General features: G+C 65.6%; 20 protein-coding genes. 16 read left to right on the forward strand and 4 right to left on the reverse strand.

All coding sequences use genetic code 11. From position 1 onward, the window contains the following. Positions 1 to 92: 92 nt before the first annotated feature. The gene (locus L6Q96_10280) at positions 93 to 1,415 is read left to right on the forward strand and encodes a putative DNA binding domain-containing protein (GenBank protein MCK6554950.1); all 1,323 of its coding nucleotides are present in this window, start codon (positions 93 to 95) and stop codon (positions 1,413 to 1,415) included. Between the two features lie 37 nt (positions 1,416 to 1,452). Here the strand turns inward: L6Q96_10280 and L6Q96_10285 are convergent, their stop codons facing one another. Together L6Q96_10285 and L6Q96_10290 are read right to left on the reverse strand one after the other, a co-directional pair. Next, the gene (locus tag L6Q96_10285) at positions 1,453 to 2,727 is read right to left on the reverse strand and encodes an AarF/ABC1/UbiB kinase family protein (protein ID MCK6554951.1); all 1,275 of its coding nucleotides are present in this window, start codon (positions 2,725 to 2,727) and stop codon (positions 1,453 to 1,455) included. After that, positions 2,724 to 3,365, reverse strand: a complete 642-nt coding sequence (locus L6Q96_10290; protein MCK6554952.1) for a TetR/AcrR family transcriptional regulator — start codon at positions 3,363 to 3,365, stop codon at positions 2,724 to 2,726. The genes L6Q96_10285 and L6Q96_10290 overlap by 4 nt, the downstream gene beginning before the upstream one ends. A 352-nt stretch (positions 3,366 to 3,717) precedes the next feature. Between L6Q96_10290 and L6Q96_10295 the strand changes: the two genes are divergently transcribed. The 12 genes from L6Q96_10295 (at position 3,718) to L6Q96_10350 (ending at position 15,799) form a co-directional block, all read left to right on the forward strand. Then, positions 3,718 to 5,007 carry a hypothetical protein gene (locus L6Q96_10295; GenBank protein MCK6554953.1) on the forward strand — a complete coding sequence of 430 codons (1,290 nt, stop codon included), beginning with the start codon at positions 3,718 to 3,720 and terminating at the stop codon, positions 5,005 to 5,007. Between the two features lie 248 nt (positions 5,008 to 5,255). Continuing rightward, positions 5,256 to 5,684, forward strand: a complete 429-nt coding sequence (locus L6Q96_10300; GenBank protein ID MCK6554954.1) for an NADH-quinone oxidoreductase subunit A — start codon at positions 5,256 to 5,258, stop codon at positions 5,682 to 5,684. Positions 5,685 to 5,728: 44 nt separating this feature from the next. Continuing rightward, complete coding sequence (locus L6Q96_10305) at positions 5,729 to 6,199, forward strand: NADH-quinone oxidoreductase subunit B (GenBank protein ID MCK6554955.1); 471 nt, start codon at positions 5,729 to 5,731, stop codon at positions 6,197 to 6,199. 13 nt (positions 6,200 to 6,212) lie between these two features. Further along, positions 6,213 to 6,707 carry an NADH-quinone oxidoreductase subunit C gene (locus tag L6Q96_10310; GenBank protein MCK6554956.1) on the forward strand — a complete coding sequence of 165 codons (495 nt, stop codon included), beginning with the start codon at positions 6,213 to 6,215 and terminating at the stop codon, positions 6,705 to 6,707. Between the two features lie 25 nt (positions 6,708 to 6,732). Continuing rightward, complete coding sequence (locus L6Q96_10315) at positions 6,733 to 7,893, forward strand: NADH-quinone oxidoreductase subunit D (GenBank protein MCK6554957.1); 1,161 nt, start codon at positions 6,733 to 6,735, stop codon at positions 7,891 to 7,893. A gap of 100 nt (positions 7,894 to 7,993) precedes the next feature. Further along, complete coding sequence (gene nuoH / locus L6Q96_10320) at positions 7,994 to 9,193, forward strand: NADH-quinone oxidoreductase subunit NuoH (GenBank protein MCK6554958.1); 1,200 nt, start codon at positions 7,994 to 7,996, stop codon at positions 9,191 to 9,193. Between the two features lie 141 nt (positions 9,194 to 9,334). Continuing rightward, a complete protein-coding gene (locus L6Q96_10325) occupies positions 9,335 to 9,889 on the forward strand; it encodes an NADH-quinone oxidoreductase subunit I (protein ID MCK6554959.1) in 555 nt (184 codons plus the stop codon). Next, positions 9,886 to 10,395 (forward strand): NADH-quinone oxidoreductase subunit J, encoded by a 510-nt coding sequence (locus L6Q96_10330; protein ID MCK6554960.1) that lies wholly within the window; start codon positions 9,886 to 9,888, stop codon positions 10,393 to 10,395. The genes L6Q96_10325 and L6Q96_10330 overlap by 4 nt, the downstream gene beginning before the upstream one ends. After that, on the forward strand, positions 10,395 to 10,706 hold the full coding sequence (gene nuoK, locus L6Q96_10335; GenBank protein MCK6554961.1) for an NADH-quinone oxidoreductase subunit NuoK: 312 nt from the start codon (positions 10,395 to 10,397) through the stop codon (positions 10,704 to 10,706). The genes L6Q96_10330 and nuoK overlap by 1 nt, the downstream gene beginning before the upstream one ends. A gap of 69 nt (positions 10,707 to 10,775) precedes the next feature. Next, positions 10,776 to 12,806, forward strand: coding sequence for an NADH-quinone oxidoreductase subunit L (gene nuoL / locus L6Q96_10340; GenBank protein ID MCK6554962.1), 2,031 nt, complete (start codon positions 10,776 to 10,778; stop codon positions 12,804 to 12,806). A 16-nt stretch (positions 12,807 to 12,822) separates the two neighbouring features. Further along, positions 12,823 to 14,298, forward strand: coding sequence for an NADH-quinone oxidoreductase subunit M (locus L6Q96_10345; protein ID MCK6554963.1), 1,476 nt, complete (start codon positions 12,823 to 12,825; stop codon positions 14,296 to 14,298). Between the two features lie 22 nt (positions 14,299 to 14,320). After that, positions 14,321 to 15,799, forward strand: coding sequence for an NADH-quinone oxidoreductase subunit N (locus tag L6Q96_10350; protein MCK6554964.1), 1,479 nt, complete (start codon positions 14,321 to 14,323; stop codon positions 15,797 to 15,799). Between the two features lie 23 nt (positions 15,800 to 15,822). On the opposite strand, the gene L6Q96_10355 is transcribed toward L6Q96_10350, so the two are convergent. Further along, positions 15,823 to 16,926, reverse strand: coding sequence for a D-alanine--D-alanine ligase (locus L6Q96_10355; protein MCK6554965.1), 1,104 nt, complete (start codon positions 16,924 to 16,926; stop codon positions 15,823 to 15,825). Between the two features lie 496 nt (positions 16,927 to 17,422). Between L6Q96_10355 and L6Q96_10360 the strand changes: the two genes are divergently transcribed. Further along, on the forward strand, positions 17,423 to 17,692 hold the full coding sequence (locus L6Q96_10360; GenBank protein ID MCK6554966.1) for a helix-turn-helix transcriptional regulator: 270 nt from the start codon (positions 17,423 to 17,425) through the stop codon (positions 17,690 to 17,692). Between the two features lie 122 nt (positions 17,693 to 17,814). On the opposite strand, the gene L6Q96_10365 is transcribed toward L6Q96_10360, so the two are convergent. Next, on the reverse strand, positions 17,815 to 18,519 hold the full coding sequence (locus L6Q96_10365) for a hypothetical protein (GenBank protein MCK6554967.1): 705 nt from the start codon (positions 18,517 to 18,519) through the stop codon (positions 17,815 to 17,817). A 240-nt stretch (positions 18,520 to 18,759) separates the two neighbouring features. Between L6Q96_10365 and L6Q96_10370 the strand changes: the two genes are divergently transcribed. Further along, positions 18,760 to 22,710, forward strand: a complete 3,951-nt coding sequence (locus tag L6Q96_10370) for a glycosyl transferase (protein ID MCK6554968.1) — start codon at positions 18,760 to 18,762, stop codon at positions 22,708 to 22,710. A gap of 247 nt (positions 22,711 to 22,957) precedes the next feature. Next, positions 22,958 to 24,790 carry an ATP-binding protein gene (locus tag L6Q96_10375; protein MCK6554969.1) on the forward strand — a complete coding sequence of 611 codons (1,833 nt, stop codon included), beginning with the start codon at positions 22,958 to 22,960 and terminating at the stop codon, positions 24,788 to 24,790. Positions 24,791 to 24,944 lie beyond the last annotated feature (154 nt).

Raw genomic sequence — 24,944 nt, forward strand, 5'->3', positions numbered from 1 at the left:
AGGCATGGAGGAGCCCATGACGAAGCCCTCCCTCGACGATCTCCTACGCTCGGGCGAGTGGACCGGCGCCGAGTTCAAGGCCAGCAAGCGCGATGCCGAAGTCGGTCTTCGAGACCGTCTCGGCCTTCGCCAACACGCGCGGCGGCTGGATCGTGCTCGGTGTCACGCAGGACGGCGAGCGTTTCGAGGTCAGCGGCGTCGACGAGCCCGACAAGGTGCAGAACGACTTCCTCTCGGTGCTGCACGCCGGGCAGAAGGTCAGCCACGACGTCGACGTCTCGGAGCACCGCTACGAGCACGAAGGCAAGGTGGTCCTCGCTTTCCAGGTCGCCGAGAACCCGCGCACCCGCAAGCCCGTGTACCTCGACGGCGACATCCGCCGGACCTTCCTGTGCAGGGGCGGCGGCGACTGCCGCGCCCAGCGGCACGAGATCGAGCGCATGCTGCGCGACGCCTCGGCGGATCGCTGGGACGGCGAGCCCTTCACGCGCGTCGACCTCGACGAGGTGTTCCACTCGGCGAGCCTCAAGTGGTACCGCGACCGCTTCCACGCAACGAACCCCGGCTTCGACGTCGAACAGCCGCACCACGAGTTCCTCTACGAGTGGGGCTACCTCGTGAAGGAGAGCGGCAAGCTGCTCCCGCCGCGAGGTGCGGTGGCCTTGCTCGGCTCGCTGCGCGGGGTGCGCAACCCGATCCCGAAGCCGGTCCTCGACGTGAGATTCCTCGGCTACGCCAGCACCGAGGACTTCGATGAGACGCGCTGGATCGATCGCCTCGTGAGCGAGGTGAACATCATCGAGACCTGGCAACAGCTCCTCGCGAAGTACCTCTTCTTCATGCCCAAGACGTTCCGCGACATCGACCCGGCCACGCTCGAGCGCCGGGACGCGCCGGCGGGGTTCCGCGTCTTCCGCGAGGCCGCGATGAACCTGCTGATCCACCAGGACTACGGCGACCACTCGCGCAAGGCCGTCATCGGGTTCTTCACCGACGGCATCGAGTTCTGGAACCCGGGCGACAGCTTCGCCGAAGAGAAGCTCCTGCTCGACCCTGGCGAGAAGGACGTGCGCAACCCCGCCATCGCGATGGCCATCCGTCGTATCGGCATGTGCGAGCAGGCGGGCACCGGCCTTTGGATGATGCAGCGCGTGTGGCAGGCGCTCGGTCACGCCCCGCCGATCAACACGAACGACCGCGTTCACAAGTCGTTCGCGACGTTCCTGGCGGAGCCGCGCGGCCGCGGCCGGCCGACGCGCGCCACCTCGACGCGTTTCCGGATCTGTATCCGGACCGCGCCTGCCGCGGATTGCTTCTTTGCCGCACACCGCGGGCAGCGCAGCTCGGCGACCGTGTGCGGGCGATTCCGTGGAACACGCTGTGAGCGTCGCTACCGCAAGGGTGCTTCCCGGTAAGATCGATCCAGTTGGCCTCGGGATGAAGCTGCCGTGCTCAGGCCGTGGCGTACTCGGGTTGCCGTCCGGTGCTGGCGCTGGCGACGAGGCCGGCGACGAGCATGCTCGGGATGCGGCGCTCGCCGGGTACGAGGCGCTCGGAGAGGCCGTTGAGCAGGATGAGCGTGCGAAAGACGAGAGCTACGTCCGGTGGCACGCGCTCGAAGTCGGTCTCGGAGAGCGTCTTGCGCATCTCGCCGAAGTCGTGGCGGGCGCCGAGGGCGATTTCGAGCATGCGAGAGAAGGCGTCGGGATCGTCGCGTTCGAAGCGGAAGCCGAGGCCTCGCGCGGCTTCAACGGCGCCGGCTCGATCGCCACGCACGGCACGCGCGAACATCGCGGCGGCGTTCTCGGCGAATCCCGGCGGCAACTCCTTGGCAAGGCCGAAGTCGAGCAGGCCGATGCTGCCATCGGGGAGCACGAGCAGGTTTCCGGGATGGGGATCGCCGTGGAAAAAGCCGTGCTCGAAGAGCATCCGGCGGTAGAGGTCCGCGATGCGGTCGGCGAGTGCCGAAAGGTCGGTGCCGTCGGCGGCGAGCCGCTCCGTGGCGTGGATAGGCGTCCCTTCGAGAAACTCCAGGACCAGAAGGCGGGCTGAGCAGAGCTCGCGATGCAGGCGGGGCACGCGCACAGTTGCGTCGCCGTCGAAAGCCATGCGCACGCGTTCAGTCGACTCGGCCTCGCGGGCGAAGTCAAGCTCGAGGCCGATGAAGTGGGCGACCTCCTCCACCAGCCCGGCGAGCGGAACGTCCGCGAAGAGGCGCGTCGCGGCGGCCACCGCGCGACGGACGAGCGCAAGATCGGCGTGATAGAGCCGCATGGCCTCGGGGTACTGGATCTTGAGAGCGACTGACTCGCCGCTGTGGAGCCATGCACGATGCACCTGCGCAAGCGAGGCGGCGGCCAGCGGTTGGGGGTCGACGCGGACGAAGACCTTGTTGACCGGCCGCCCGAGCTCCTGTTCCACGGTTGCCGAAAGCGCACTCCAGGGCCGTGGCAGCACGCGGTCGTGGAAGCGGCCGAGTTCACGGATGAAGGCCGCTGGCAGCACGTCAGCGCGCGCGCCCGCCACCTGGCAGAGCTTGACGAAGGCGCCGCCGAGATCGTCTCCGAGCCCGGCGATTCCGCGTGCGAAGCGGTCGTGAGCGCGTTCCCAGGCGACGGTGTCCGAGAGCCCGCGCGCCTGACGTGCTTCGAGCCGCCGGTAGCGGAGCAGCGCCGGGGCGACCACACGGAAGGTTCGGATGGCGCGATACGCCGGATGGTGTCTCATCGGCGTGGGCCTCGTGATGGCGTGGCGAGCATGCCGTGCAGGAAGATCTCCTGCACGGTGTCGACGATGGTCTCGTCAGAGATCGACCGGATCTTCTCGCCGCCGAAGACGTGCTGGCTGAGAACGAAGATCACGAGCATGCCCACCAGCGCACGGGCGGCGACGAAGGTATCGAGGGGCCGGAGCACACCCCGTTTGACGAAGGCGTCGAGGTAAGCCGCGAAGATGCGGTTCACCGGCAGGATCACGCGCTGGGCGAAGGCGCGGGCGTCTTCGGGACGGAGCGAGAACTCGCGCAGGACGAGACCCACGAGCGGCGCGCGATCGCGGAGCCGCGCGTACAGGTGCTCGGCGATGAGCGGGATGGCCCGTTCGGGAGGCGTCTCGCGCAGCGTCTCGGTCAGGTCGGCCATATCCGGGAGCAGGGAATGGCGGACGATGACCTCTTCGAGAATCGATTCCTTGGTGGAGAAGTAGAGATAGAGGGTGCCCTTGGCGAGACCGGCCTCGCGGGCGATCTCGTCGACCGGGCTGGCGTGGAATCCCTTGCGCATCCAAACCCGCAACGCGGCATCGACGATCTGGCCGCGGCGGGCCTCCCCGAGGGCATCACGCAGGGCCGGCGCAATTCGAGGCATAACCGCCTTATGACTGACTGGTCGGTCATTGTAAAGGACCCCGGGAGGGAAAGCATTGCGCACGTAAGGGGCGCCGGCCGCGGTACGTTCCGCACCCGCCACATCGCGTGCCCAGCAGGTCGCGTCAGGGGGCGCCTGATCCGGGGCGCGCAAGTGGGGTGTCTCGTCAGTTTTCCCTTCGACACGGACGGCATGGCACCCTCCTTCCTGGTTGCATGGGACTTACGGTCTTGCCCGCGGAGCGGCAAGGCGCCGGATTGGGGCCGGCAGGTACCTTGAGAGTGCGCGCACCTTGTGCACGTACTGTGCGCGCATGGGTGTCTTGCATAACCCGCTGCGCTGAGAGAGCACGGTGTACCGTTCGGCGTGGTTGCGGATCGCCATTCTGATTTCCTTTGCCGTTCTGGCCGCATACTCGCCGGGCATGGGGGGGCATCCGTTTATCGTCGACGCCTGGCTGTGGCGGGGTGTGCGCAGCCTGGTGACGACAAACGTATGGCTGTTGCCGATCGGCGTGTTTGTCGCCGGGGCTGTGGCCGACTGCCTTGGCTCGTTGTGCCCACCATGCCGTCTTCCGGTGCGGCGTTCCTGGCTCTGGGCCCTGGCTCTGGGCGCGGTTGCGGCAGGTGTGTTCTGGAGCCTGATGGTCTCGACGTGGCTCGGCGATTACGCGCACGTCGACCGGGATCCGATCCCGCCGTTGGCGATCGAAACCGCGGAGCCACTCGGTGCTCTGTTTTCCACGCTCGTGCGGATGGCAGGCGCGGCGGCGGGGGTGGCGAGCTCGACCGCCGTGGGTCTGGAGTCCGTACTCTGCGGCGCGATCGCGGTCTCCGCGATCTTCTTGTGGGCGCGCCTGCTCGGCGCGGAGTGGCCGCTGATCTTCGCGATGGTGGTGTCCGGCGGTTACATGGTCCTCTTCTTCGGCTACCCGGAGAAAGGTACGCCGAAGTCGGTGGCGCTCGTGTGCTGGTACATCTACTTCGGCACCCGGGCGCTGCGCGAGGGGCGCCTGGCACCCATGCTTGCCTCGAGCACGGTACTCTCCGTCGCCAGCCTGATGCACGGCTCGGCACTATGCTGGTTACCCGCGCACGCCTGGTATCTGTGGCGTCGCCCCGGTTGGCGCGGGCCGGCGTTCGGTATCGGGTGTTTCCTGGCGCCATTCATCCTGCTCGGTGCGTACATCTACTTCGGCCAGCCCCCCGTCTGGTCGGTATTGGGAAATGTCGCGGCACCCGTGCAGTGGATCAAGTCACGCTGCATCACCAACTGCGGATACGATTTCTGGAGCGCGGAGCATTTCCTCGATGTGCTGAACTGTCTTCTGGTGCTCAGTCCAATGGCGCTGCTGTGCCTGCCCGAAGCGTTGTGGCACGGACGCAAGGACGGTGTCGGACGCTGGCTCGTTCTGGGGGCGGCGGGCTGGTTGTTCCTGTCGCTGACCTGGTTTCCCGTCTTCGGCTATTTCTCGGATTGGGACATCTTCGCCTGTACGCCGCTGGTGCTCTCTTATCTCGCCGTTTACACCGCACAGCAGGTCATGCCCCCGCAAGGGTTTCGTCGTCTGGCGTTGGCGTGGATTACGGTGTCTTTGTTGCACACCGCGGCGTGGCTCTATCAGTTTCACGGACCGCTGTAAGGGAATTCGCGGGTTGGCGCGAGCGGGCGACGCCGGGCGCGGCGAGCCGGTTTCCGGGGCGACGGGCCGCTGCTCGGCGAAGCGCCGGACGAGGCGATTCTCGCCCGGCGATCGGGGTGACCGTTACGGTCGGCGAATGCGCCGACCTCTGGCGCCGGCTCGCCATGCTCTCCGGCGGGCCCCGTCGGGGGGCCAAATTGACGGACCCTCCGGGTGTGTGTTAGCTGCTAACCAAGGTCGTTCGGATCATGCAGTTCCACTTCGCCAACGTCCTCGTGTTCGCGTCCCTGGCGGTTGCCTTCGTCACCGTCATGCTGCTCCTCGGCCGCCTCGTACGGCCGCACAACCCCGAACCCCTCAAGCTGACCACCTACGAGTGCGGGGAGCCGCCGACCGGCACTGCCTGGATGAACTTCAACATCCGCTTCTATCTCGTCGCTTTGATCTTCGTGATCTTCGACGTGGAGGTCGCCTTCCTGTATCCGGTCGCCGCCGTCTATCGCGACTGGGTGCTGAACGGCATGGGCGCTTTCGCCTTCCTCGAAATTGCCCTGTTCCTGGGTATTCTCTTCGTCGGACTGGCCTACGTCTGGGCGAAGGGCGACCTCGCGTGGATCAAGAAGATCCCGGCAGAGACGCAGCCGGCCGGAGCGACGGGTAACCGCGAAGCGGCCTAGCGCCGAAAGGGCTGGCCATGTCCCTCGTCAATTCATTGCCCGAAATGGTGTTGACCACCCGGGCCGACGACATCCTCAACTGGACCCGCAAGTCCTCGCTCTGGTGGATGCTGTTCGGCCTCGCGTGCTGCGCAATCGAGATGATGCAGACCCAGGGGCCGCGCGCCGATGTCGATCGCTTCGGTGCCGCGCCGCGGGCGGCGCCGCGGCAATCCGACCTGATGATCGTCGCCGGCACGCTCACGCTGAAGATGGCCCTGCGCACCAAGCTGCTTTACGAGCAGATGCCCGAGCCGCGCTACGTGATCTCCATGGGCAGCTGCGCCAACTGCGGCGGTCTCTTCCAACTCGCGTACTCCGTCTGCGACGGCGTCGATAAGGTCATCCCCGTCGACGTCTACGTCCCCGGCTGCCCGCCGCGCCCGGAAGCCCTCACCGAGGGTATCCTCAAGCTGCAAGAGAAAATCATGCAGGAGAAGTGGCTGGTCCGCCACCCGACCACCGCGGCCGTGTGAGGACGGGCCGGTCATGGACGCGGCTGCCATTCACGGCCTTTTGCAGGCGCGCCTCGGCGCTGCCGCCGGCGAGTGTCGGACGACGGCGAAACAACCGTGGATCGCCGTCAACCCCGGCGCCATCGTCGACGTCTGCCGTTTCCTGCGCGACGAACCGGAACTCGGGTTCGACTGCCTGTCGAATCAAACGGGCGTAGACTACGCTTCCGAGGGTCTCCTTCAGGTGGTCTACCACCTGTACTCGTACGTTCATCGGCACGCGATCGTGGTGAAGGTGGACGTGCCGCGGGACGCCCCCGAATTGCCCAGTGTCGTCGGCGTGTGGCCGGCCGCCGACTGGCTCGAACGGGAGATCTACGACCTGATCGGCGTGACTTTCGCGGGCCATCCGGACCTGCGCCGTCTCCTGATGCCCGAGGATTGGGTGGGGCACCCGTTGCGCAAGGACTTCGTCGAGCCCGAGTCGTACCACGGCATCAGCACCCGGCGCGAAAGCCTGCTGCGGTAAGCCCGGTCGACCGAGAGGAACCGTCATGAGCCTCGCGGGATACGAAGTCGAAGTGCAACGCCAGGGCGCAGAAGGCCTCGAAACCGAGGAAATGACCCTCAACATGGGTCCCCAGCACCCGAGCACGCACGGGGTGCTGCGCTTCGTGATCAAAGCCGACGGCGAAGTGATGCGCGAGGCGATACCCGACGTCGGCTACCTGCACCGCTCGATCGAAAAGATCTCCGAGAAGGTCGGCTACCACGGCTTCATGCCGTACACCGACCGGGTCGACTACGTCGCGGCCATGTTCTGCAATCAGGGCTGGGCCATGGTTTGCGAGCAGCTTGCCGGAATCGCCGTTCCGGTGCGCGGCGAATACTGCCGTGTCATTGCCGCCGAACTGAACCGCATTTCCAGTCACCTGCTGTCGGTCGCCACGATGATTCTCGACATCGGGGCCATCACCCCGTTCTTCCACGCGTTCCGCGAGCGCGAGAAGATCAACGACTTGCTCGAAGAAATGTGCGGCGCGCGGTTGACGTACAACTACATGCGCATCGGCGGCGTCGCATGGGACCTGCCGCCCGGGTTTGCCGAGCGCACCCTCGAGTTCCTCGACTACTTCGAACCGTGCATCGACGAACTCGACGACCTGGTAACGGTCAACAAGATCTACGTCGAGCGCCTGGCCAACGTCGCGCCGGCGTCGCGCGACCTTGCGATCGCCTACAATCTGGTCGGCCCCAACCTGCGAGCCACCGGGCTCAAGTACGACGTGCGCCGCGACGTTCCTTACTCGATCTACCCGGAGTTGGAATTCGATGTGCCCGTCGGGCGCGGCGAAGTCGGCACCGTCGGCGACTGCTTCGACCGTTACATCGTCCGCATGCGCGAGATGCGGGAGAGCTGCCGGATCGTGCGCCAGTGCCTCGCGAAGATACCGCCCGGCCCGGTGATCGCGCGGGTGCCGCGCAAGCTCAAGCCCCCGGCGGGCGACGCGTACGTCCGCGTGGAAAGTGCCCGCGGCGACATGGGCTGGTACTGTGTGAGCGACGGCAGCGAGTTTCCGTACCGCACGCACATCCGCACCGGCTCGTTCGCGGCCATGGGGATCGTCGATCGCCTGTCCCGCGGCCTCATGCTCGCCGACCTGGTCGCCCTCATCTCCAGCCTCGACATTGTCGCTCCGGAGGTGGACCGCTAGCGGCAACCGGACCGGGGCGGGCCGACCGTTGGCCGTAAAGAGCCCGCGCCGGGGGCGGTGGACATTTGCGATGCTTCATTCATAGTGCGGCGTCCCGGCCATGCAGGCGTTTCTCGACAGATTGATCGCCGACGGGTACTTCGCCGGCATTCCGCGCGACGTCGTGTACCTCGGCGGAATGATCGTCTTCGCCCTGCTCGTGGCGATGGTGTTCGTGCTGCTGGTAGCGGGCGTCACGACCTATATCGAACGGCGAGTCTGGGCGCGCATTCAAAGCCGGGTTGGCCCCAATCGCGTGGGGCCCCAGGGGATCCTGCAATGGTTGGCGGACGGGGTGAAGCTTCTGATGAAGGAGGACCTCATTCCCGCCGCTGCCGATCCGCGGCTGTTCAGGATCGCACCCTATCTGGTCATGGTCGGGTTCCTGTGCACGTTCGTCGTCATACCTTTCGGCGGCACTCTGGTGATTGCCGACATGAACGTCGGCCTCGTCTACGTTACCGCGGTCACGTCGCTGGTGGTCGTCGGCGTGCTGATGGCCGGCTGGGCGTCGAATAACAAGTGGTCGCTCATGGGAGGCATCCGCGCCGCGGCGCAGATCGTCAGCTACGAGATCCCCGCCGGACTTTCGATCATGCCGATCGTGTTACTCACCGGTACCTTGAGCCTGCAAGGCGTGATCTCGCGACAGGGCTGGGCGCCGACCGATTGGTTCCTGTTCGACAACCCGTTCACCTTCATCGCTTTCTTTATCTTCTTCGTCGCTGCGCTTGCGGAGGGTAACCGCACGCCGTTCGACCTGCCCGAAGCGGACACGGAACTGGTTGCGGGTTACGTGACCGAGTACTCGAGCGTGCGCTACCTGATGTTCTTTTTCGCCGAGTGGGGCAACCTGTACGTGATCGGCGCCCTCGTCACGACGCTCTTCCTGGGCGGTTGGCAAGTTCCGCCGATCGCGGACCGGCCCGTACCGGAGGCGATCCTGCAGTTCGTAACCTTCTTCGTGAAGTCGTACTTCTGGGTGCTGGTGGCCATGTGGGTGCGGGCGACTCTGCCGCGAGTACGCGTCGACCAGTTAATGGTGGTTTGCTGGAAATACCTCGTGCCGATTGCGTTCGTGAACCTGATCGGGGCGGCGGCCTGGGTGGCTCTGCTGCCGGCCGGAAGCCGGGCCGTGCGGTACGGCATGACTGCGCTCGGCGCCGCACTCGTTCTGCTGTTCGCGCAGCGCGTCGTCTTTCATCTGCGGCGCGCGCGGGTGCGCGAGCGGGGCGACATCTACCTGAGCCCGTTCGCCTGAGTTACTAGTTCGCGAGTTCGTCGCATGGTGCGAAGAATTTCGGAATGCGGATTGCGGATTGCGGACGAGGGATTCATGAGTTCCGCAATCCGCATTCCGCAATGGGTTGCGGGCGAAGCCCGCGCTGAGGAGTAATGTCGCATGTCCTACATCGGCAACATCAAGGACGCGTGCGTAACCGTATTCGAAGGCATGGCGGTTACCTTCTCCCATTTCGTACGGCGACCGAGCACCGTTCAGTATCCCGACCGCATTCCTTTGAGGGTGCAGGACACCCTGCCTTTTCGTTATCGCGGCATTCTCGACGTCGATATTGAGATTTGCACGGGATGCCTCGCGTGCGAACGCGCCTGCCCGATCGACTGCATCGTCATCGACGTCACCAAGGACCAGGAAACCAGGGAGATGGCGATGACGCGCTTCGACATCGACATGGCGAAGTGCATGTACTGCGGCCTGTGCAGCGAACCGTGCCCGACTGGAGCGATTCACCACACGCCGGAATTCGAGGGCGCGGATTACTCGCTCGCCAGTCTCGTGCGCCGTTTCATTAGGGAGCCGGTCGAGGCATACAAGCCGAAGAAAGGGGCCGCCGGCGACCCGCGCGTCGAAGCGTTGCTCGAGCGCGGACTGCGTTACGTCGAGGAGTTCGCCGCCCCGGAAACCAAGAAGCCGGTGGGGTCGAAAAAGGCATGAGCGACGCGGGGCTTGCCGACGCCGTTTTCTATCTACTCGCCGCCGCTACGGCGATCTCGGCCGCCGGCGTCGCTTTCTCGCGCAACATCGTCTACTCGGCGTTCTCGTTGATGGGCACGCTGCTCGGTGCCGCCGGATTGTACGTCTTGCTCGCCGCCGACTTCGTCGCCGTCATTCAGGTGTTGATCTACGTCGGCGGCATCCTCGTGCTGACGCTGTTCGCCGTCATGCTCACGCACCGCATCGCCGATGTGCGCATTTCGAACCGCGCCGTCGGGCGCATTCCGGCGCTGGCGATTCTCACCGTCGCCGGCCTGGTCATGGGCCGCGCCATTCTGGCGGCGAAGTGGCACCAGCTTGCCGAACTGCCGGCGGCCACGCCGACGACGGCGGGCATCGGCAACAGCCTGCTCGGCGAGTACGTGCTGCCGTTCGAGATTGCGTCGGTCGTTCTGCTCGCCGCACTCGTCGGCGCCGTGGTGCTATCGCGAAAGGAACTGCGCTGATGCCGGCGGTCGGGCTGACCCATTATCTGTTCGTCAGTCTGCTGGTGTTTCTGCTCGGCCTCTTTTGCGTGCTGACCCGCCGCAACGCCATTGGCATTCTCATGGGGGTCGAGCTGATCCTGAACGCTGCCAATATCAACTACCTCGCCTTCGCCCGCTTCGGCTCCGCACCGTACGACGGGCAGGTATTCGCCATCTTCGTCATCATGCTCGCTGCCGCCGAGGCGACTATCGGCCTGGCAATTGTCCTCGGGATCTACCAGACCTTCCACACGATCGACGTGGATGCCGCGGAGACGCTGCGTGGGTAGCCGGGGGCGTGCGGGCGTGGGCGAGGGGGTTGTGGGTCTGACGTCCATCGGGCGTTCACGGGCCTCCCAATGAACCTGCTGCGTTGGATCGTGCTGCTACCGCTGGCGGGTGCGGTGGTCAACGGGCTGTGCGGCGCCTCGATCCAGCGCCGCTACGGCAGGCGCGCGATCTCGTGGCTGGCGTGCGCACCCGTGGGGGCCGCGTTCCTCCTTTCGATGTGGGTGTTTGCCGCAATGGCCGGACGCCCGGTCGGGGAGCGGTACTTCGTCGACCACCTCTGGACCTGGTTGGAAGTGGGCCCGTTACGCGCCGATCTCGCCTTCGCGGCCGATCCGTTGACGGTCGTTATGCTGCTGATCGTAACCGGCGTCGGCGGTCTGATTCACATTTACTCGATCGGCTACATGCACGACGATCGGGCGTACTGGCGTTACTTCGCGTTCCTCAATCTCTTCATGTTTGCGATGTTGACGCTGGTCACGGCAGAGAACGTACTCCTGATGTTCATCGGCTGGGAAGGGGTCGGTCTCTGTTCGTACGCGCTCATCGGCTTCTGGTACGAGGACTGGGAGAAGGCGAGCGCCGGCAGCAAGGCGTTTATCGTCAATCGGATCGGGGATTTCGGCTTTCTGCTCGGAACGTTGTTGTTGTTCTGGAGCATGGCCGAGGCGGGGCATCCCACCCTGAGCTTCCGCGAGTTGGCGGCCCACATCGGCGTGCTGGAGGGCCGCCTGTTCGCCGGCATCGGGGTGGCCACGGTTATCACGCTGCTGCTGTTCGTCGGTGCGACGGGCAAGTCGGCGCAGATCCCCCTTTACGTCTGGCTGCCCGACGCCATGGCCGGACCGACCCCCGTGAGCGCTCTCATCCACGCGGCCACGATGGTTACCGCCGGCGTCTACATGATCGGCCGTCTGTCCTTTCTTTTCGATCTCGCGCCGCTGACGCTCAGTGTGGTTGCCTGGACGGGCACCGTCACGGCGTTGTTCGCGGCGTCGATCGCGCTGGTGCAAACGGACATCAAGAAGGTGCTCGCGTACTCGACCGTCAGTCAGCTCGGGTACATGTTCATGGGCATGGGCGCCGGCGCGTACACCGCCGGCATCTTTCATCTGATCACGCATGCCTTTTTCAAGGCGTGCCTCTTCCTCGGCGCCGGCAGTGTCATTCACGCCGTGGGCGGCGAGCAGGACATCGAGAAGATGGGCGGCCTCAGGCAACGGCTGCCGCGCACGTACTGGACGTTTCTGATCTCGGCGATTGCCATCGCCGGCGTCTTTCCGTTCTCGGGATTCTTCTCGAAGGACGAGATCCTCTGGAGCCACTTTGGGGGAGAGCGGGGCAGCGCGGCGATCTGGGCTCTCGGATTGATCGGTGCGGGGCTGACGGCGTTCTACATGTTCCGCCTCGTCTTCCTGACTTTCCATGGCGAGAGCCGCGCCGACGAGGGCACCCGCGCGCACCTGCACGAGTCGCCACCGATCATGACGGTGCCGCTGGCGATTCTGGCGGCGCTCGCCGTCGTTGGCGGTTGGGTGGGTGTGCCGGGCGCACTCGGCGGGGCGCACTTGCTCGGGGCGTGGTTGGCTCCCGTGTTCGCCGCTCCGCACGGCGCGGTGGAGCACACGGTGGAGCACCACACACTCGAGTTGTTGCTGATGGCGGCGTCCGTGGGCGTCGCCGTGGCCGGCATCCTCTTCGCGCGGGCACTGTACCTGGGGGGCTCGGACGTGCCGCGGCGCCTCGCTGCGATCGCCGGCGGCGTCCCGTACCGGGTTCTCCGGAACAAGTACTGGGTCGACGAACTCTACGGTGCCGTCTTCGTCAGCGGGACGCTCTTGTTGGCGCGCCTGTGTGCGGCAATCGACCGCCACGTCATCGACGGGATCGTCGACGGTTCGGCGCGGGTAACGCGGCTGGTGTCGTGGATCAACGGTTTGTTCGACAACTACGTCGTCGACGGGCTCGTCAACCGTCTGGCCGACGTGACCCTGGCCGCCGGCACTCGATTCCGTCAACTTCAGACCGGGAGCATCAACGCATATCTGTACGTTATCGTGATCGGCGTCGTCGTCGTGATGGTCGTACGCCTGCTATGAGCCGAGGGATCGAACCATGGACCATCTCCTGAGTTGGATGATCTTCACGCCGGTAGCCGGAATGGCTGCGATTCTGTGCCTGCCGTCGCGGGCCCACGCGCCGATCAAGTGGACGGCGGCGGCGGCGACCGTCCCGCCGCTGCTGCTCGGCGTGTGGTTGTTCGTCAACTTCGATCGCGCCGATCCGGGCTTTCAGTTCGTCGAACACTACAAGTGGATACCCAGCTACAACATCGAATACTTCCTCGGCGTCGACGGGTTGAGCATTGCGATGGTGCTGCTGACGGCACTGCTCTCGTTCCTTTGCATTTTCGCTTCCTGGGGAATCGAAAAGGGCGTGAAGGGTTACTTCGCGCTGTTCCTCTTGCTCGACGCGGCGATGATGGGCGTGTTCGTCGCCCTCGACTTCTTCCTCTTCTACATCTTCTGGGAAGTGATGCTGTTGCCGATGTACTTCCTCATCGGCATCTGGGGCGGTCCGCGGCGGGAATACGCCGCGATCAAGTTCTTCCTTTACACTTTGCTCGGCAGCGTGCTGATGCTGATCGTTATGCTGGCGCTGTATTTCAGTCAGACGCCGCACACCTTCGACATGACCAAGCTGATGGCGGCGCACGGCACCTATGCGTACGGCCTCCAGGTGGCGCTCTGGGTCGCGCTTTTCATCGGCTTCGCGATCAAGATTCCCGCCTTTCCCTTCCACACGTGGCTGCCCGACGCTCACGTCGAGGCGCCGACGGCGATCTCGGTGATTCTGGCGGGAATCCTGCTGAAGATGGGAGCCTACGGCATCCTGCGCATCAATTACGGGATCCTGCCGGAGGCGACCGCCGACCTGGCGTTCTACTTTCTCGGTGCGCTCGGGGCCTTCAACATCGTATATGGGGCGTTGTGCGCGATGGCGCAGACGGACCTGAAGAAGCTGGTTGCGTATTCGAGCATCAGCCACATGGGTTACGTCATGCTGGGGATGGCGTCTTTTACGGCGATCGGCATCGACGGCGCGGTCTTGCAGATGTTCAACCACGGGACGGTGACGGCAATGCTGTTCCTTCTCGTCGGGGTAATCTACGACCGCGCGCACCACCGCGAGATCGACGGGTTCGGCGGTCTCGCGGCGGTAATGCCGGTGTACACCGGCGTGACGGCGCTGGCGTTCTTCGCCGCCCTTGGCCTGCCCGGTCTGTCGGCGTTCGTCTCGGAGGTGCTGGTGCTCCTCGGTGCCTGGCAGAAGTATCCCGTGTTGACGGCGATCGGCGCCAGCGCCGTGGTCCTGACGGCGGGTTACCTGTTGTGGACCATGCAGCGGATGTTTCTCGGGGCCCGCAACGAGAAGTATGCCGGGCTGCCCGAGATCAACGGGCGGGAGCTGTTCACGCTGGCGCCGCTTGCGGCGATCGTCGTCGTTCTCGGCGTCTATCCGCAGGCGATGCTCGATCTGATGCGGGCTTCTTTGCACAGCATCAATCAGATGGTGCAGCCTTACCTCTAGCGTCCTCTTGCAAGGCGCCGGGATGAACCTGAGCAACGTCGACAGTCTGCCGCACGTCCTGCCCGAGCTGACGCTCGTGGCCACGGCAATCGTCGTCCTCGTGGCCGACCTTGCAGTGACGCGAAAGCACTGGTTGGGGGACCTGGCGCTCGTGGGGGTGGCCGTCTCCGCGCTTCTGGTTGCGGCCAACGCCGGTGGTCCGTCGGGTTGGTTGTTCAGCCAGATGATCGTGCACGACCCGTTTGCGGTCTTCTTCAAGTTGTTGTTTGCGCTCGCGGCCATCGCGGCTCTGTGGATGTCGCTCGGGTCGCGGGAGGTGGAGGGCGTGAGTCAGGGCGAGTACTACGCGTTGCTGGTCGCGGCCACGCTCGGCATGTACCTGATGGCGGCGGCCGCCAATCTCCTGATGGCGTATCTCGCCCTGGAGCTGGTCAGTCTGACGTCTTACGTGCTCACCGGGTTCCGGCGCCACGACCGGCGCGGCGGCGAAGCCGCGTTGAAGTATTTGATCTACGGCGGTGTCGCCTCGGGGATGATGATTTACGGGATGAGCTGGATCTACGGGCTCACGGGAACGATGGACTTCATTCGCATAAGCGTCTCGGTCCTCAACGGCCAGCACGACCGGTTGACGCTGTTCGTGGCGTTGCTGCTGACGCTGACCGGTCTCGGTTACAAGGTCGCGGCGGTGCCGTTCCACATGTGGGTGCCGGACGTTTACACCGGCGCACCGATTCCGATTGCCGCGTTTCTGTCGGTGGCCTCCAAGGCGGCGGGCTTTGCGTTACTGCTCCGGTTCTTCTACCCGGGATTGTCGAGTCTCGCCGCCGACGGGACGTGGGCCTACGTCAGCGGCGTCGACTGGCCGCGGCTCGGGCTGGTGCTGTCGATGGTGACGATGACCCTCGGGAATCTCGCGGCGCTGTCGCAGCGTAACCTCAAGCGGTTGCTGGCGTACTCGAGCATCGCGCACGCCGGCTACATGCTGATGGGCTTCGTGGTGTTGAGCAACGACGGCATCCGCGCGGTCCTGTTCTACATGGCGGCGTACTACATCATGAACCTGGGAGCGTTTCTCGTCGTTATGATCGTGGCCAACGCGACGGGGAGCGAGGACATCGAGGGCTACCGTGGCCTCGCCTGGCGTGGCGGGGCGGTGCCGGCGGTGGCCATGACTTTGTTCCTGTTCTCGCTTACCGGACTCCCGCCGCTGGTTGGATTCATCGGGAAGTTCTATCTGTTCGCCGCCGTCGTGCAGCAGCAGCTCTACCTGCTCGCCGTCGTCGGGGTGCTGAACAGCGTCGTGTCGCTGTACTACTACGCCCGCGTCGTGCGCACGATGTTTCTCGACTTTCCCGTCGGCGACGAAGCGCGGGTGCGCGTCGGCATTCACAACGGGCTCCTGCTCTGGGGTCTGTCGGTAGCCGCAATCGTCCTGGGCATCTACTGGGCACCGCTGATCGCGCTCGCCGACCGTTCGGCGAAGTTCTTCATGGGATAGGTGGGCACGTTGCGACGTGTCCACTACTCCGGCCGGTAGCGTGTCCGCAGGCGGGCCCGTTGGGCGTGCCGTTCGAGCGCGAGGTCAAGCAAGCGGGTGATCAGGTCGCGATACGGCAATCCGGTCGCCTCCCAGAGCTTGGGGTACATGCTGATCGAGGTGAACCCGGGGACGGTGTTGATCTCGTTGACGAAGAAGCGTTCCGTGCCGCGCTCGAGAAAGAGATCGACGCGCGCCATACCGCTGCACTCGAGAACCCGGAAAACCTGCACCGCCATTGCGCGGGCGGCGTCGGTCTGCGCCGGGTCGAGCGGGGCCGGTATCAGCAGAGCGGCGCCGTTCTCGTCGATGTACTTGGCCTCGTACGAGTAGAACTCCGCGTGCGGCCGGATTTCGCCCGGGATCGAGGCGGCCGGGTCGTCGTTGCCGAGCACCGCCACCTCTATTTCTCGCGCGTCGACGCTCTTCTCGATAACGACCTTGTTGTCGAAGGCGAACGCTTCGGCCACCGCCGCGTTAAGCTCGGCGGGTGCCTTCACTTTCGTGATGCCGACCGACGAGCCGAGGTTCGCCGGCTTGACGAATACGGGCCAGTCAAGCTCGGCGACCAGCGCGCGCGCGGCGTCACGGTTCGCGTCCCACGCCGCGCGCGTTACGGTCCGGAACGGCACAACGGGTAGACCGGCGGCTTGCAGCAGGCGCTTCTGCACGTCCTTGTCCATACCCACCGCCGATCCGAGCACGCCGGCACCGACATAGGGCAGGTCCGCGAGCTCGAGGAGCCCCTGCACCGTGCCGTCCTCGCCGTAGGTCCCGTGCAGGACGGGGAAGACGACATCGAGTCGATCGAGGGCGACGTGCGGACGTTGCGGATCGAGTAAGCGACCGGTGGTCGGGGCGGGCGGCAACACCACCTCCGGACCTCCCGAATCGAGCGCCGGCAGAGCCTGGGCGGTGAGGGCCCGGAACCGCTCGCCGTCGAGCACGTGCCAGCCGCCGTCGCGATCGATGCCGATCAGCGTGACCACGAAGCGTGCCGGATCGATCGCCTCGACCACCGAGCGCGCCGAGCGCAGAGAGATCTCGTGCTCCCCCGAACGCCCTCCGAATATCACACCCACCCGGATCCGCGCGTCCGTATCTGCCATCGGCGGTTCCCTAGCACAGTCCCCCGGAACGCTCACTCCACGAACGTGAAAAGATCGTACTTGCGTGTTGAACGGAGCATCGGATAGGGTTTGGCTAACTTATCGGCGCAGAACCAATCATGCGAGACCACTGGCTTCATAGCGACGGCAACTTGGCGATGACGTGGCGTTGGCGATCGGCGTCCGCGGCCTGCGTAGCTGTACGTGGCATCGGTGCGGCAATTGCCGCCACCGTTGCCGTAGCGGCGACGGCAATTGCCAAGACGAACCCGCGAGGGATGCCCGGTGGCCAGTTGACGAGGCGAATGGCGTAGGAAACAGCACCAAACGTCGCACAAACGAAAGGGCCACCGGGCGAAAGCTCGGTGGCCCTTTCGTTTTTTGTCGTCCGCATGACGCGGAGGCGGAATCTCGGGGCAACGGGGGCCCCGGACGACGCAATGGAGATCGAAACACCCGGAGAGGAGGAAGGCACATGGAACGGATCGATGCTCATCAAGTGGCGTTGAGACTGCGCGAGGTCGTTGCGGACGAACCGAAGGCGTTCGCTTACGACATCGGCGTGAGCCTGTCGGCACTCTACAACTATCTGAACGGACGTGTGCCTTCGACGGAGGTCCTGTTCCGCATCGCGCGGCACACCGGTCGTCCGATGGAATGGTTTCTCGATACCGCCGGCTCGGTGTCGGTCTCGGCGCTGCAACAGTTGGCGCAACAACCGCGCGCTTTCGAGCGGATGGTTTGAGATTCAAGACGATGCCGGACAGCTGACCCCGAACACGGACCGGGGAGTTCGTCTGCTTCTCCTCGGTCCGCGTTCCGGGGGACCGCCGTCTGGTCACCCCGGCGGCGGAGCCCAGGTATCGCTCAGCCGCCGGCGCGATACTTGAACCGGCGGCTGCGGTAGGTCGAGTCGCAAAGCTCGATGAACAACAAGCCGCGCATCACCATGACGAAGTAAACGAGCAGTCCGAGGACGGCGGCCTTGGCGTACGCCAGCGGGCCGGCCGCGGGAAAAACCGCTGCAACGATCAGCAACAGGGCGGCGGCGGCGAAGTTCGCCGGAAACCATTCCACCCAGTTGGTCGCAATGAACGCGTAGCTTTCCTTGAGCAGGCCGAGCGACGAGTGGTGGCCGAGATAGATCAGCTCCGGGACCGCGTTGAGCAAGACAAAAAGCATCAACTGGACGCACACGAGGATCAGCAGTCCCTGCGGCATTTGCAGGATCGCCGGCGCGGCCAGTCGGAAGAACAGCCACAGAATGAAGGCGACGCCGACGACGTCCCATAGGTATGCCCCGAAGCTCCTGCGGAAATCGTCGAAATTGGCACGCGAGGTACGGACAATCATCTCGACGAGATAGAGAAACGAGCTGGCGCAGGCGGCCCACACGAGCATGCTGAAGATGCCCGCCAACGGCCCCATGAACGCCGCGAGGTCGGTGGCCACCAAAGATACGATTGCGTAAACGAAGACGCTGCCGAGCACGGCCCAGTTACGGCCCGCCAGCTCCGCGGCGCGAGTGAATACCCGCCGGTACAGATCGAGCGTTACCAGAACGAATTCCATGGCTCTCCGTCGGCCGCCGGTCGCGGACTGTACAGAGCGGCCGCGCGGTGGTCAAACCAGCGCGACCGACGGTGCCGGCCCGGCGCCGCGGACCACTTCTCAACCGGGCAACAATGGGATACTCGAACACAGGCGCCGGGCGAGGAATCCGTCGGACAACCGACGCCGGGGCCACCCGGTTAGCCGTGCGTCGAGGAAGCGCGCTCGTTAACCAACGGGCCCTTGCTCCAGGGAATCGACATGACCGATCGACCGCAGACCGACCGTTCCATCGACCGCTTGTTCGACCCCGTTCCACACGGGCGCGTCCTGTCCAACGGGCACTACACGGTATTGCTGAGCGCTGCCGGCGGCGGCTTCTCGCGTGCCGGCGATATCGCTTTGACGGCATGGGAGGGGGACCGGACGAGCGATGTGGCCGGGGTCTGCATCTATCTCCGCGACCGCGACGACGGCACGATCTGGTCGGCAACCTATCAGCCGACCAGGGCGACACCCGAGCGATACGAAGAGACATTCGAGTCCGGCAAGGTTCGAGTCACGCGGGCTGACCGCGGCATCGTCTCGCAACTGGAGGTGTGCGTCTCGCCGGTGATCGACGTCGAGGTGCGGCGGTTGCGCCTCACCAACACATCGGAGCGTGAGCGTACGATCGAAGTCACGACCTACGCCGAGCTGGTTCTGCACCAACCCGCGGCGTACGCCAGTCACCCGGCGTTCTCGCGGCTCTTTGTGCAGACGGAATACTATGCGGCCGCCGGAGTTCTACTCGCGCGGCGGCGCCCGCGGAGTCACGAGGAACCCGTGCCCTGGGCGATGCACGCCCTGTACGGTGACGGCCCGCCCGAGTGGGAAACCGCGCGCTCCGAATTCCTCGGCCGGGGGCATACGCGGGCGCGGCCGCGCGCTCTCGCGCGGGCCGAGCCGCTCAGCGGCACAACCGGCAGCGTTCTCGATCCCGTGCTGAGCCTGCGGCGAGTGGTCGGATTGGCGCCGGGAGCGAGCGCCGAGGTGTGCGCCGTCTTCGGGTTGGGACGGGACCGTGATCAAATGATCGGCTGGGCGGAACGCTACGCGAACTCCGCAAGGCAGGCGGCGGTGCTGGCGTGTGTCGGGGGCCACGAGTGCGCCTTGCGCGACCGCCTCGGCCTGGACGACGAACGCGCCGCGCGGCTGCAGGACCTCGCCGTCCGCATGCTTTATGGCGATCCGGCGTTACGTCCGCCGCCCGACGACATAGCCGCCGCCCGTGGTGGCCTATCGGACCTCTGGAAGTACGCCATCGGCGACGGCGATCTGATCGTGCTGGCGGAGGTGGAGGGCGCCGGCGACCTGACGGCGGTCGGCAGTTTGGTAACTTCGGAAGCGTACTGGCGGGCTCGGGGGCTGCCGGTTCGCGGCGTGATCGTGTGCAGAGACGGTGCTCTAAAGGATGCTGCCGGCCAACTGGCAACGGCGGCGGCACCCGTTTCTGGGCCTTCGCCAAACCTCATCGTACGGCAGCGGACCGAAATGCCCGCGCAGGATCTCGGCGTCTTGCGTGCGGCGGCCCATCTGGTTGTCGGTGGCGGGCGTCCGGACCCGCTGTCCGCGGCAGGCAGTAACGTCATGGGGCGAGGAGCCGGCAAACCGCCGGTTGCGCCCTCGAATCCGCCGGCGCGCCGCGCTGGCCGCGCCTCGGGGCGAACGAAAGGGGAGGGGGAGAGCGAGCGCGCCGGCGAAGCGGACGGCCCCGACCTCCTCCTGGATAACGGCTGGGGTGGGTTCAGCCCGGACGGAAGCGAGTATGTCATCCGCTTGCAGCCCGACGAAGGGGGGGAGCTGCGGCTGCCGCCGATGCCGTGGAGCAACGTAATTTCGAATCCCGGCTTCGGTGTGCTGGTCAGCGAACGGGGCGCCTCCTGCACCTGGAGCCGCAACAGCCGCGAGAACCGTCTGACGCCGTGGGCCAACGATCCGATCGGCGACCCGCACGGGGAGGCGCTTTTCGTGCGTGACGAGGAAAGCGGCGCGGTATGGTCGCCGTTACCGGGGCCACGGCCCGCGGCGGCGCCTTACGAGGTCCGGCACGGTTTCGGGTACTCGACCTGGAGGCACGTCAGTAACGGGCTCAGCCAGGTGGTTACCCTGAGTGTTGCGGCCGAGGATGCGCTGCGGGTGCTCCGCGTGCAACTGACCAACGCCACGCCGGGGCCGCGACGTCTATCGCTGTTTGCTTACAGTCGGCTGGTGCTGGGGGTGCTGCCGGCGCAGACACGACGGTCGGTGGTCACGACCCACGATGCGGCGACCGGCATGATCCTCGCTCGAAACGGCCTCAACGAGGAATTCGCGGACGCGGTCGTCTTCGTTGCGGCGGTTACGGAGGCTGGGGCGGGAGATGTTCTCGTTACTGGCGATCGCGGCGCTTTCCTCGGGCGTAACGGCGACGAAAGCGAGCCGGCGGTTGTTTGCGGCGGCGGGGACCTCGATGGGCGGATCGGCGCCGGACTCGATCCGTGTGCCGCCGTGCAGGTGGGGGCCGAAATCCCTCCCGGTGCCACCTGGGAGTGCAGCGTGTTGCTCGGCGAAGCGACCGACGAGGCCGCTGCCGCCGCGCTCGTGGCGAAATATCGCCGTCGAGGGGCGACCGCAGCGGCGATTGCAAGCGCGCGCGCCCGGTGGAGCGACGTGCTCGGCGCTGTCCAGGTACGAACGCCGGTGGCCGGTCTCGACGTTCTCTTCAATGGGTGGTTGTTGTACCAGGTCTTGAGTTGCCGGGTGTGGGGTCGTTCCGCGCTCTACCAGTCCGGAGGCGCGTACGGCTTCCGCGATCAGCTACAGGACGCCCTGGCGCTGGTGCATGCCCGTCCCGATCTCACGCGCGCCCAGATTCTCTTGCACGCGGCGCATCAGTTTCCCGAAGGTGACGTGCTGCACTGGTGGCATCCGCCGACCGGTCGCGGCACCCGTACGAGGTTTTCGGACGATCTCCTCTGGTTACCGTTTGTTGCCTGCACGTATGCCGGCGTCAGCGGCGACTGGGATGTCTTCGATGGGGTGGCAGGGTTTGTCAGCGCGCGAGCGTTGTCGCCGGGTGAGGACGAGGCTTACTTGCAGCCGGAGATCGCGGCGGAAACGGACGATGTGTACGGGCATTGCTGCCGTGCGATCGATCGGTCACTGACCGCAGGCGTACACGGATTGCCTCTGATGGGTACGGGTGACTGGAACGACGGCATGAACCGGGTCGGACGCGAGGGCCGTGGAGAAAGCGTGTGGTTGGGATTTTTCTTGTTCTGCGTTCTCGATCTGTTCGTGCCGCTGTGCGAACGGCGCGGCGATGACCGGCGCGCCGCCCGCTATCGAGCCTACCGGGACGAATTGCGGCAGGCTCTCGACAACGCCTGGGACGGTGAGTGGTATCGACGCGCTTACTACGACGACGGCACTCCGTTGGGCTCGGCGAGTAACCTCGAGTGCCGTATCGACGTCATAGCCCAGGCCTGGGCAGCGATCTCGGGCGCGGCGGCACGTGACTGGGCGGTGCGCGCCCTCGATGCAGTGGAGCGGGAGTTGTTGGTGCCGGAAGCCGGAATCGTGCGCTTGCTGGCGCCGCCGTTTGACCGCGACACCCACGATCCCGGTTACATCAAAGGATACGTGCCCGGAATTCGCGAGAACGGGGGTCAGTACACCCACGGCGCGATGTGGGTGGTTCAGGCAAGCGCGCGACTCGGCCGCCGGCAGCGCGCGGCCGCTCTGCTGGAGATGCTCGGTCCCGTGTGGCACGGGCGCAGTGCTGCCGCGGTCGCCGTCTATCAGGTAGAGCCGTATGTTGTGGCAGCCGACATCTACGGCGTGCCGCCGCACCTCGGCCGCGGCGGCTGGACCTGGTACACGGGGTCGGCCGGGTGGATGTACCGTATTGGCATCGAGGACGTCCTCGGCATCCGGTGCGAGGGCGGTGATTCCTTGCGGATCGAGCCTTGCGTGCCGGACGATTGGCCCGAGTATCGCGTCAACTACCGACTTGCCGACGGTGCGACGCGATACGAGATCGCCGTTCGCAACCCCGCCGGATGTGCCGCGAGAGTGATTGCGGTCACCGTCGACGGGGTCGCCGGCGAAGTCGACGGCGGCAGTGCCCTGATCGCCGTTCGGCACGACGGCGGGGCCCATACGGTGGAAGTGGTTCTGGGCGAGGAATGAGCCTCGAGGAGGCTCAGATCTTAGATCTTCTTTGAGATCTCAGCGCCGGGTAGTTACCCGATCGGAAGCGGTTGCCACCCTCCATGTGGCGGGCGTTCCCCGCCGGTCCACGGTTCCCGCCCCGGGAGAAGATCGTTGACGACACCGCGACCGTGTGTCAGGTTAACCGCCCTGCTCAGGGGGGAGACGCCGGGCAATGGCTTCACACCGTTCACCACAAGGTGGAAAATCGGCGGACCCGAGGGTCTTGGGAGCACTACACCGGCGGTTACGGCTCGTCGCGTGGGTGATGTTCGTCGTCGCCGTGCTGTTCGCCGCCGCGGAAGCCGCGGCGGCCCCGACTCTGGGTTGGCCCCTCGTGGTGAAGGTGTGCAGCCTGTCCGTTGTTGCGGCGACTCTGGCCGCCCTGCGGAAGTTGCGGCCCACCCCGGTCGTGCGCTGGGCCGCGCTGGCATTGATTTGCGGTGGATACGTCGTGACCGCGCTTTCCGGAGCGTTGAGTCCGAGCGGCGAGTACTTCACGTCGGCAACTCTGTTTGCGGCCGCCGCGTTGGCCACGTCGGCGTTGTTGCCGTGGGGGCCGTACCTGCAGGCTGCCTCGGTCTTTGTCGGTGCGGCTTCCCTGACCGTTGCGGCGCTCTGGCGTGGCTTCGACCCTCTTCTGGCGCTCACCGAACCGGCCCAGTCCGATCCGGTCGTTGCCGTGCTCCTGACCTTCGCACTGTCAGTCGTGGTGGCGTACGAAATGGAGCGTGCGCAGCGGCAACGATTGCATCACCTCGATTTACGGCGGCGGGCGGAGGCGCAGGTGCGCAAGCTGAATGCGTACCTGGAGCGGATGGTCGTCGAGCGCACGGTTCAACTTGTCGAGGCCAACCGCCAACTCGAAACCGAGGTGGATAAGCGCCAGGCGACGGCAGATGCGCTTGTTCAGAGCCAGCGGCAACTGCTGGGCATCGTGGATCATTCGACGACTCTCGTCACGCTAAAGGACCTCGAGGGGCGATACCTTCTGGTGAATCGGGAGTTCGAGCGTGTCTTCGGAATGGACCGGCAGTCGGTGCTGGGGCAGACCGACAGAGCCGTATTTGGAGCGGAGATCGGCCAGACGGTTCGCGCCCGGGACGAGTTCGTCATGGCGGTGGATGGGCCGCTGTCATTCGACGAGGATGTGGTGACGCCACTCGGGCAGCGGTCTTTCGTCTCGGTACGGTTCCCTTTGCGGGATGCCGCCGGGGCGCAGTACGGTCTGGGCACGATTGCGACCGACATCACGGGATTGCGCCAGGTGCAGGAGGGTTTGCGGCGGCAGCAGGACGAGGTGGCGCAGCGCCAGCGTCTCAACACGGTCGGCGAGTTGGCTGCGGCTGTCGGTCACGAGTTCCACCAGCCGCTGGGGGCGATCGCGAGCTTCGCGCAGGGCTGTATTCGCCGGCTGGCGACGCACCCCGAAGATCTCGATCCGGTGATCGACGCGCTCGAACAGATTGTAAGCGAGACGATGCGGGCCGGCGAGATCTTGCGCGGCCTGCGACGCCGCGTCCGACGCTCCGACGGACCGCGAGAGGCGGTCGACCTCGTGCAGGTCGTCAACCACGCGGTGTGCGTCCTCGATCCGCAGGTGCGCCTGCACCGCGTCGAGCTGCACGTGCTCGTTGCCTCGGAGATACCGCGTGTCGAGGCCGATCGGGCGCAACTCGAGCAGGTACTGGTCAACATCCTGCAGAACGGTATCGAGGCGACGGCTGGCCTCCCGGACGGCGCCCGTACGGTGAAGATCGAGATCGCGCCGGCGCCGGGTGCGGTCGAGGTGAGTGTTACCGATACGGGACTGGGCATCGCCTCGGAGATCGCCGAAACGATTTTCGAACCTTTCGTAACTACCAGGCCGGCCGCGCTGGGCATGGGGTTGGCGATCAGCCGTTCGATCGTAGACAGCCACGGTGGACGCATGTGGGCAACGTCGCGCCCCGGTCGGGGGGCGCGGATCTCGTTCCGCCTTCCGACACTGGCGGCGATCGACGCGGCCGAGCAGGTGCGATCGGCCGAAACACCGCCGCCATCGCCCTTACCCCAATGAGTGCCCGCGATACCTGATTGAGGACGAGGCACTTAGACTCTGGTTCACAAATTCGCCAACGTATTCTTTGTGATGCGACTCGCTCACCCTTCCACAAGCTTGGCGTGGGCTGCCGCCCGCAACCCAACCTGGCGACCGGAACCCGTTCGTCCCG

It is taken from the genome of Candidatus Binatia bacterium (assembly GCA_023150935.1).
Classification (GTDB): Bacteria; Desulfobacterota; Binatia; order HRBIN30; family HRBIN30; genus JAKLJW01.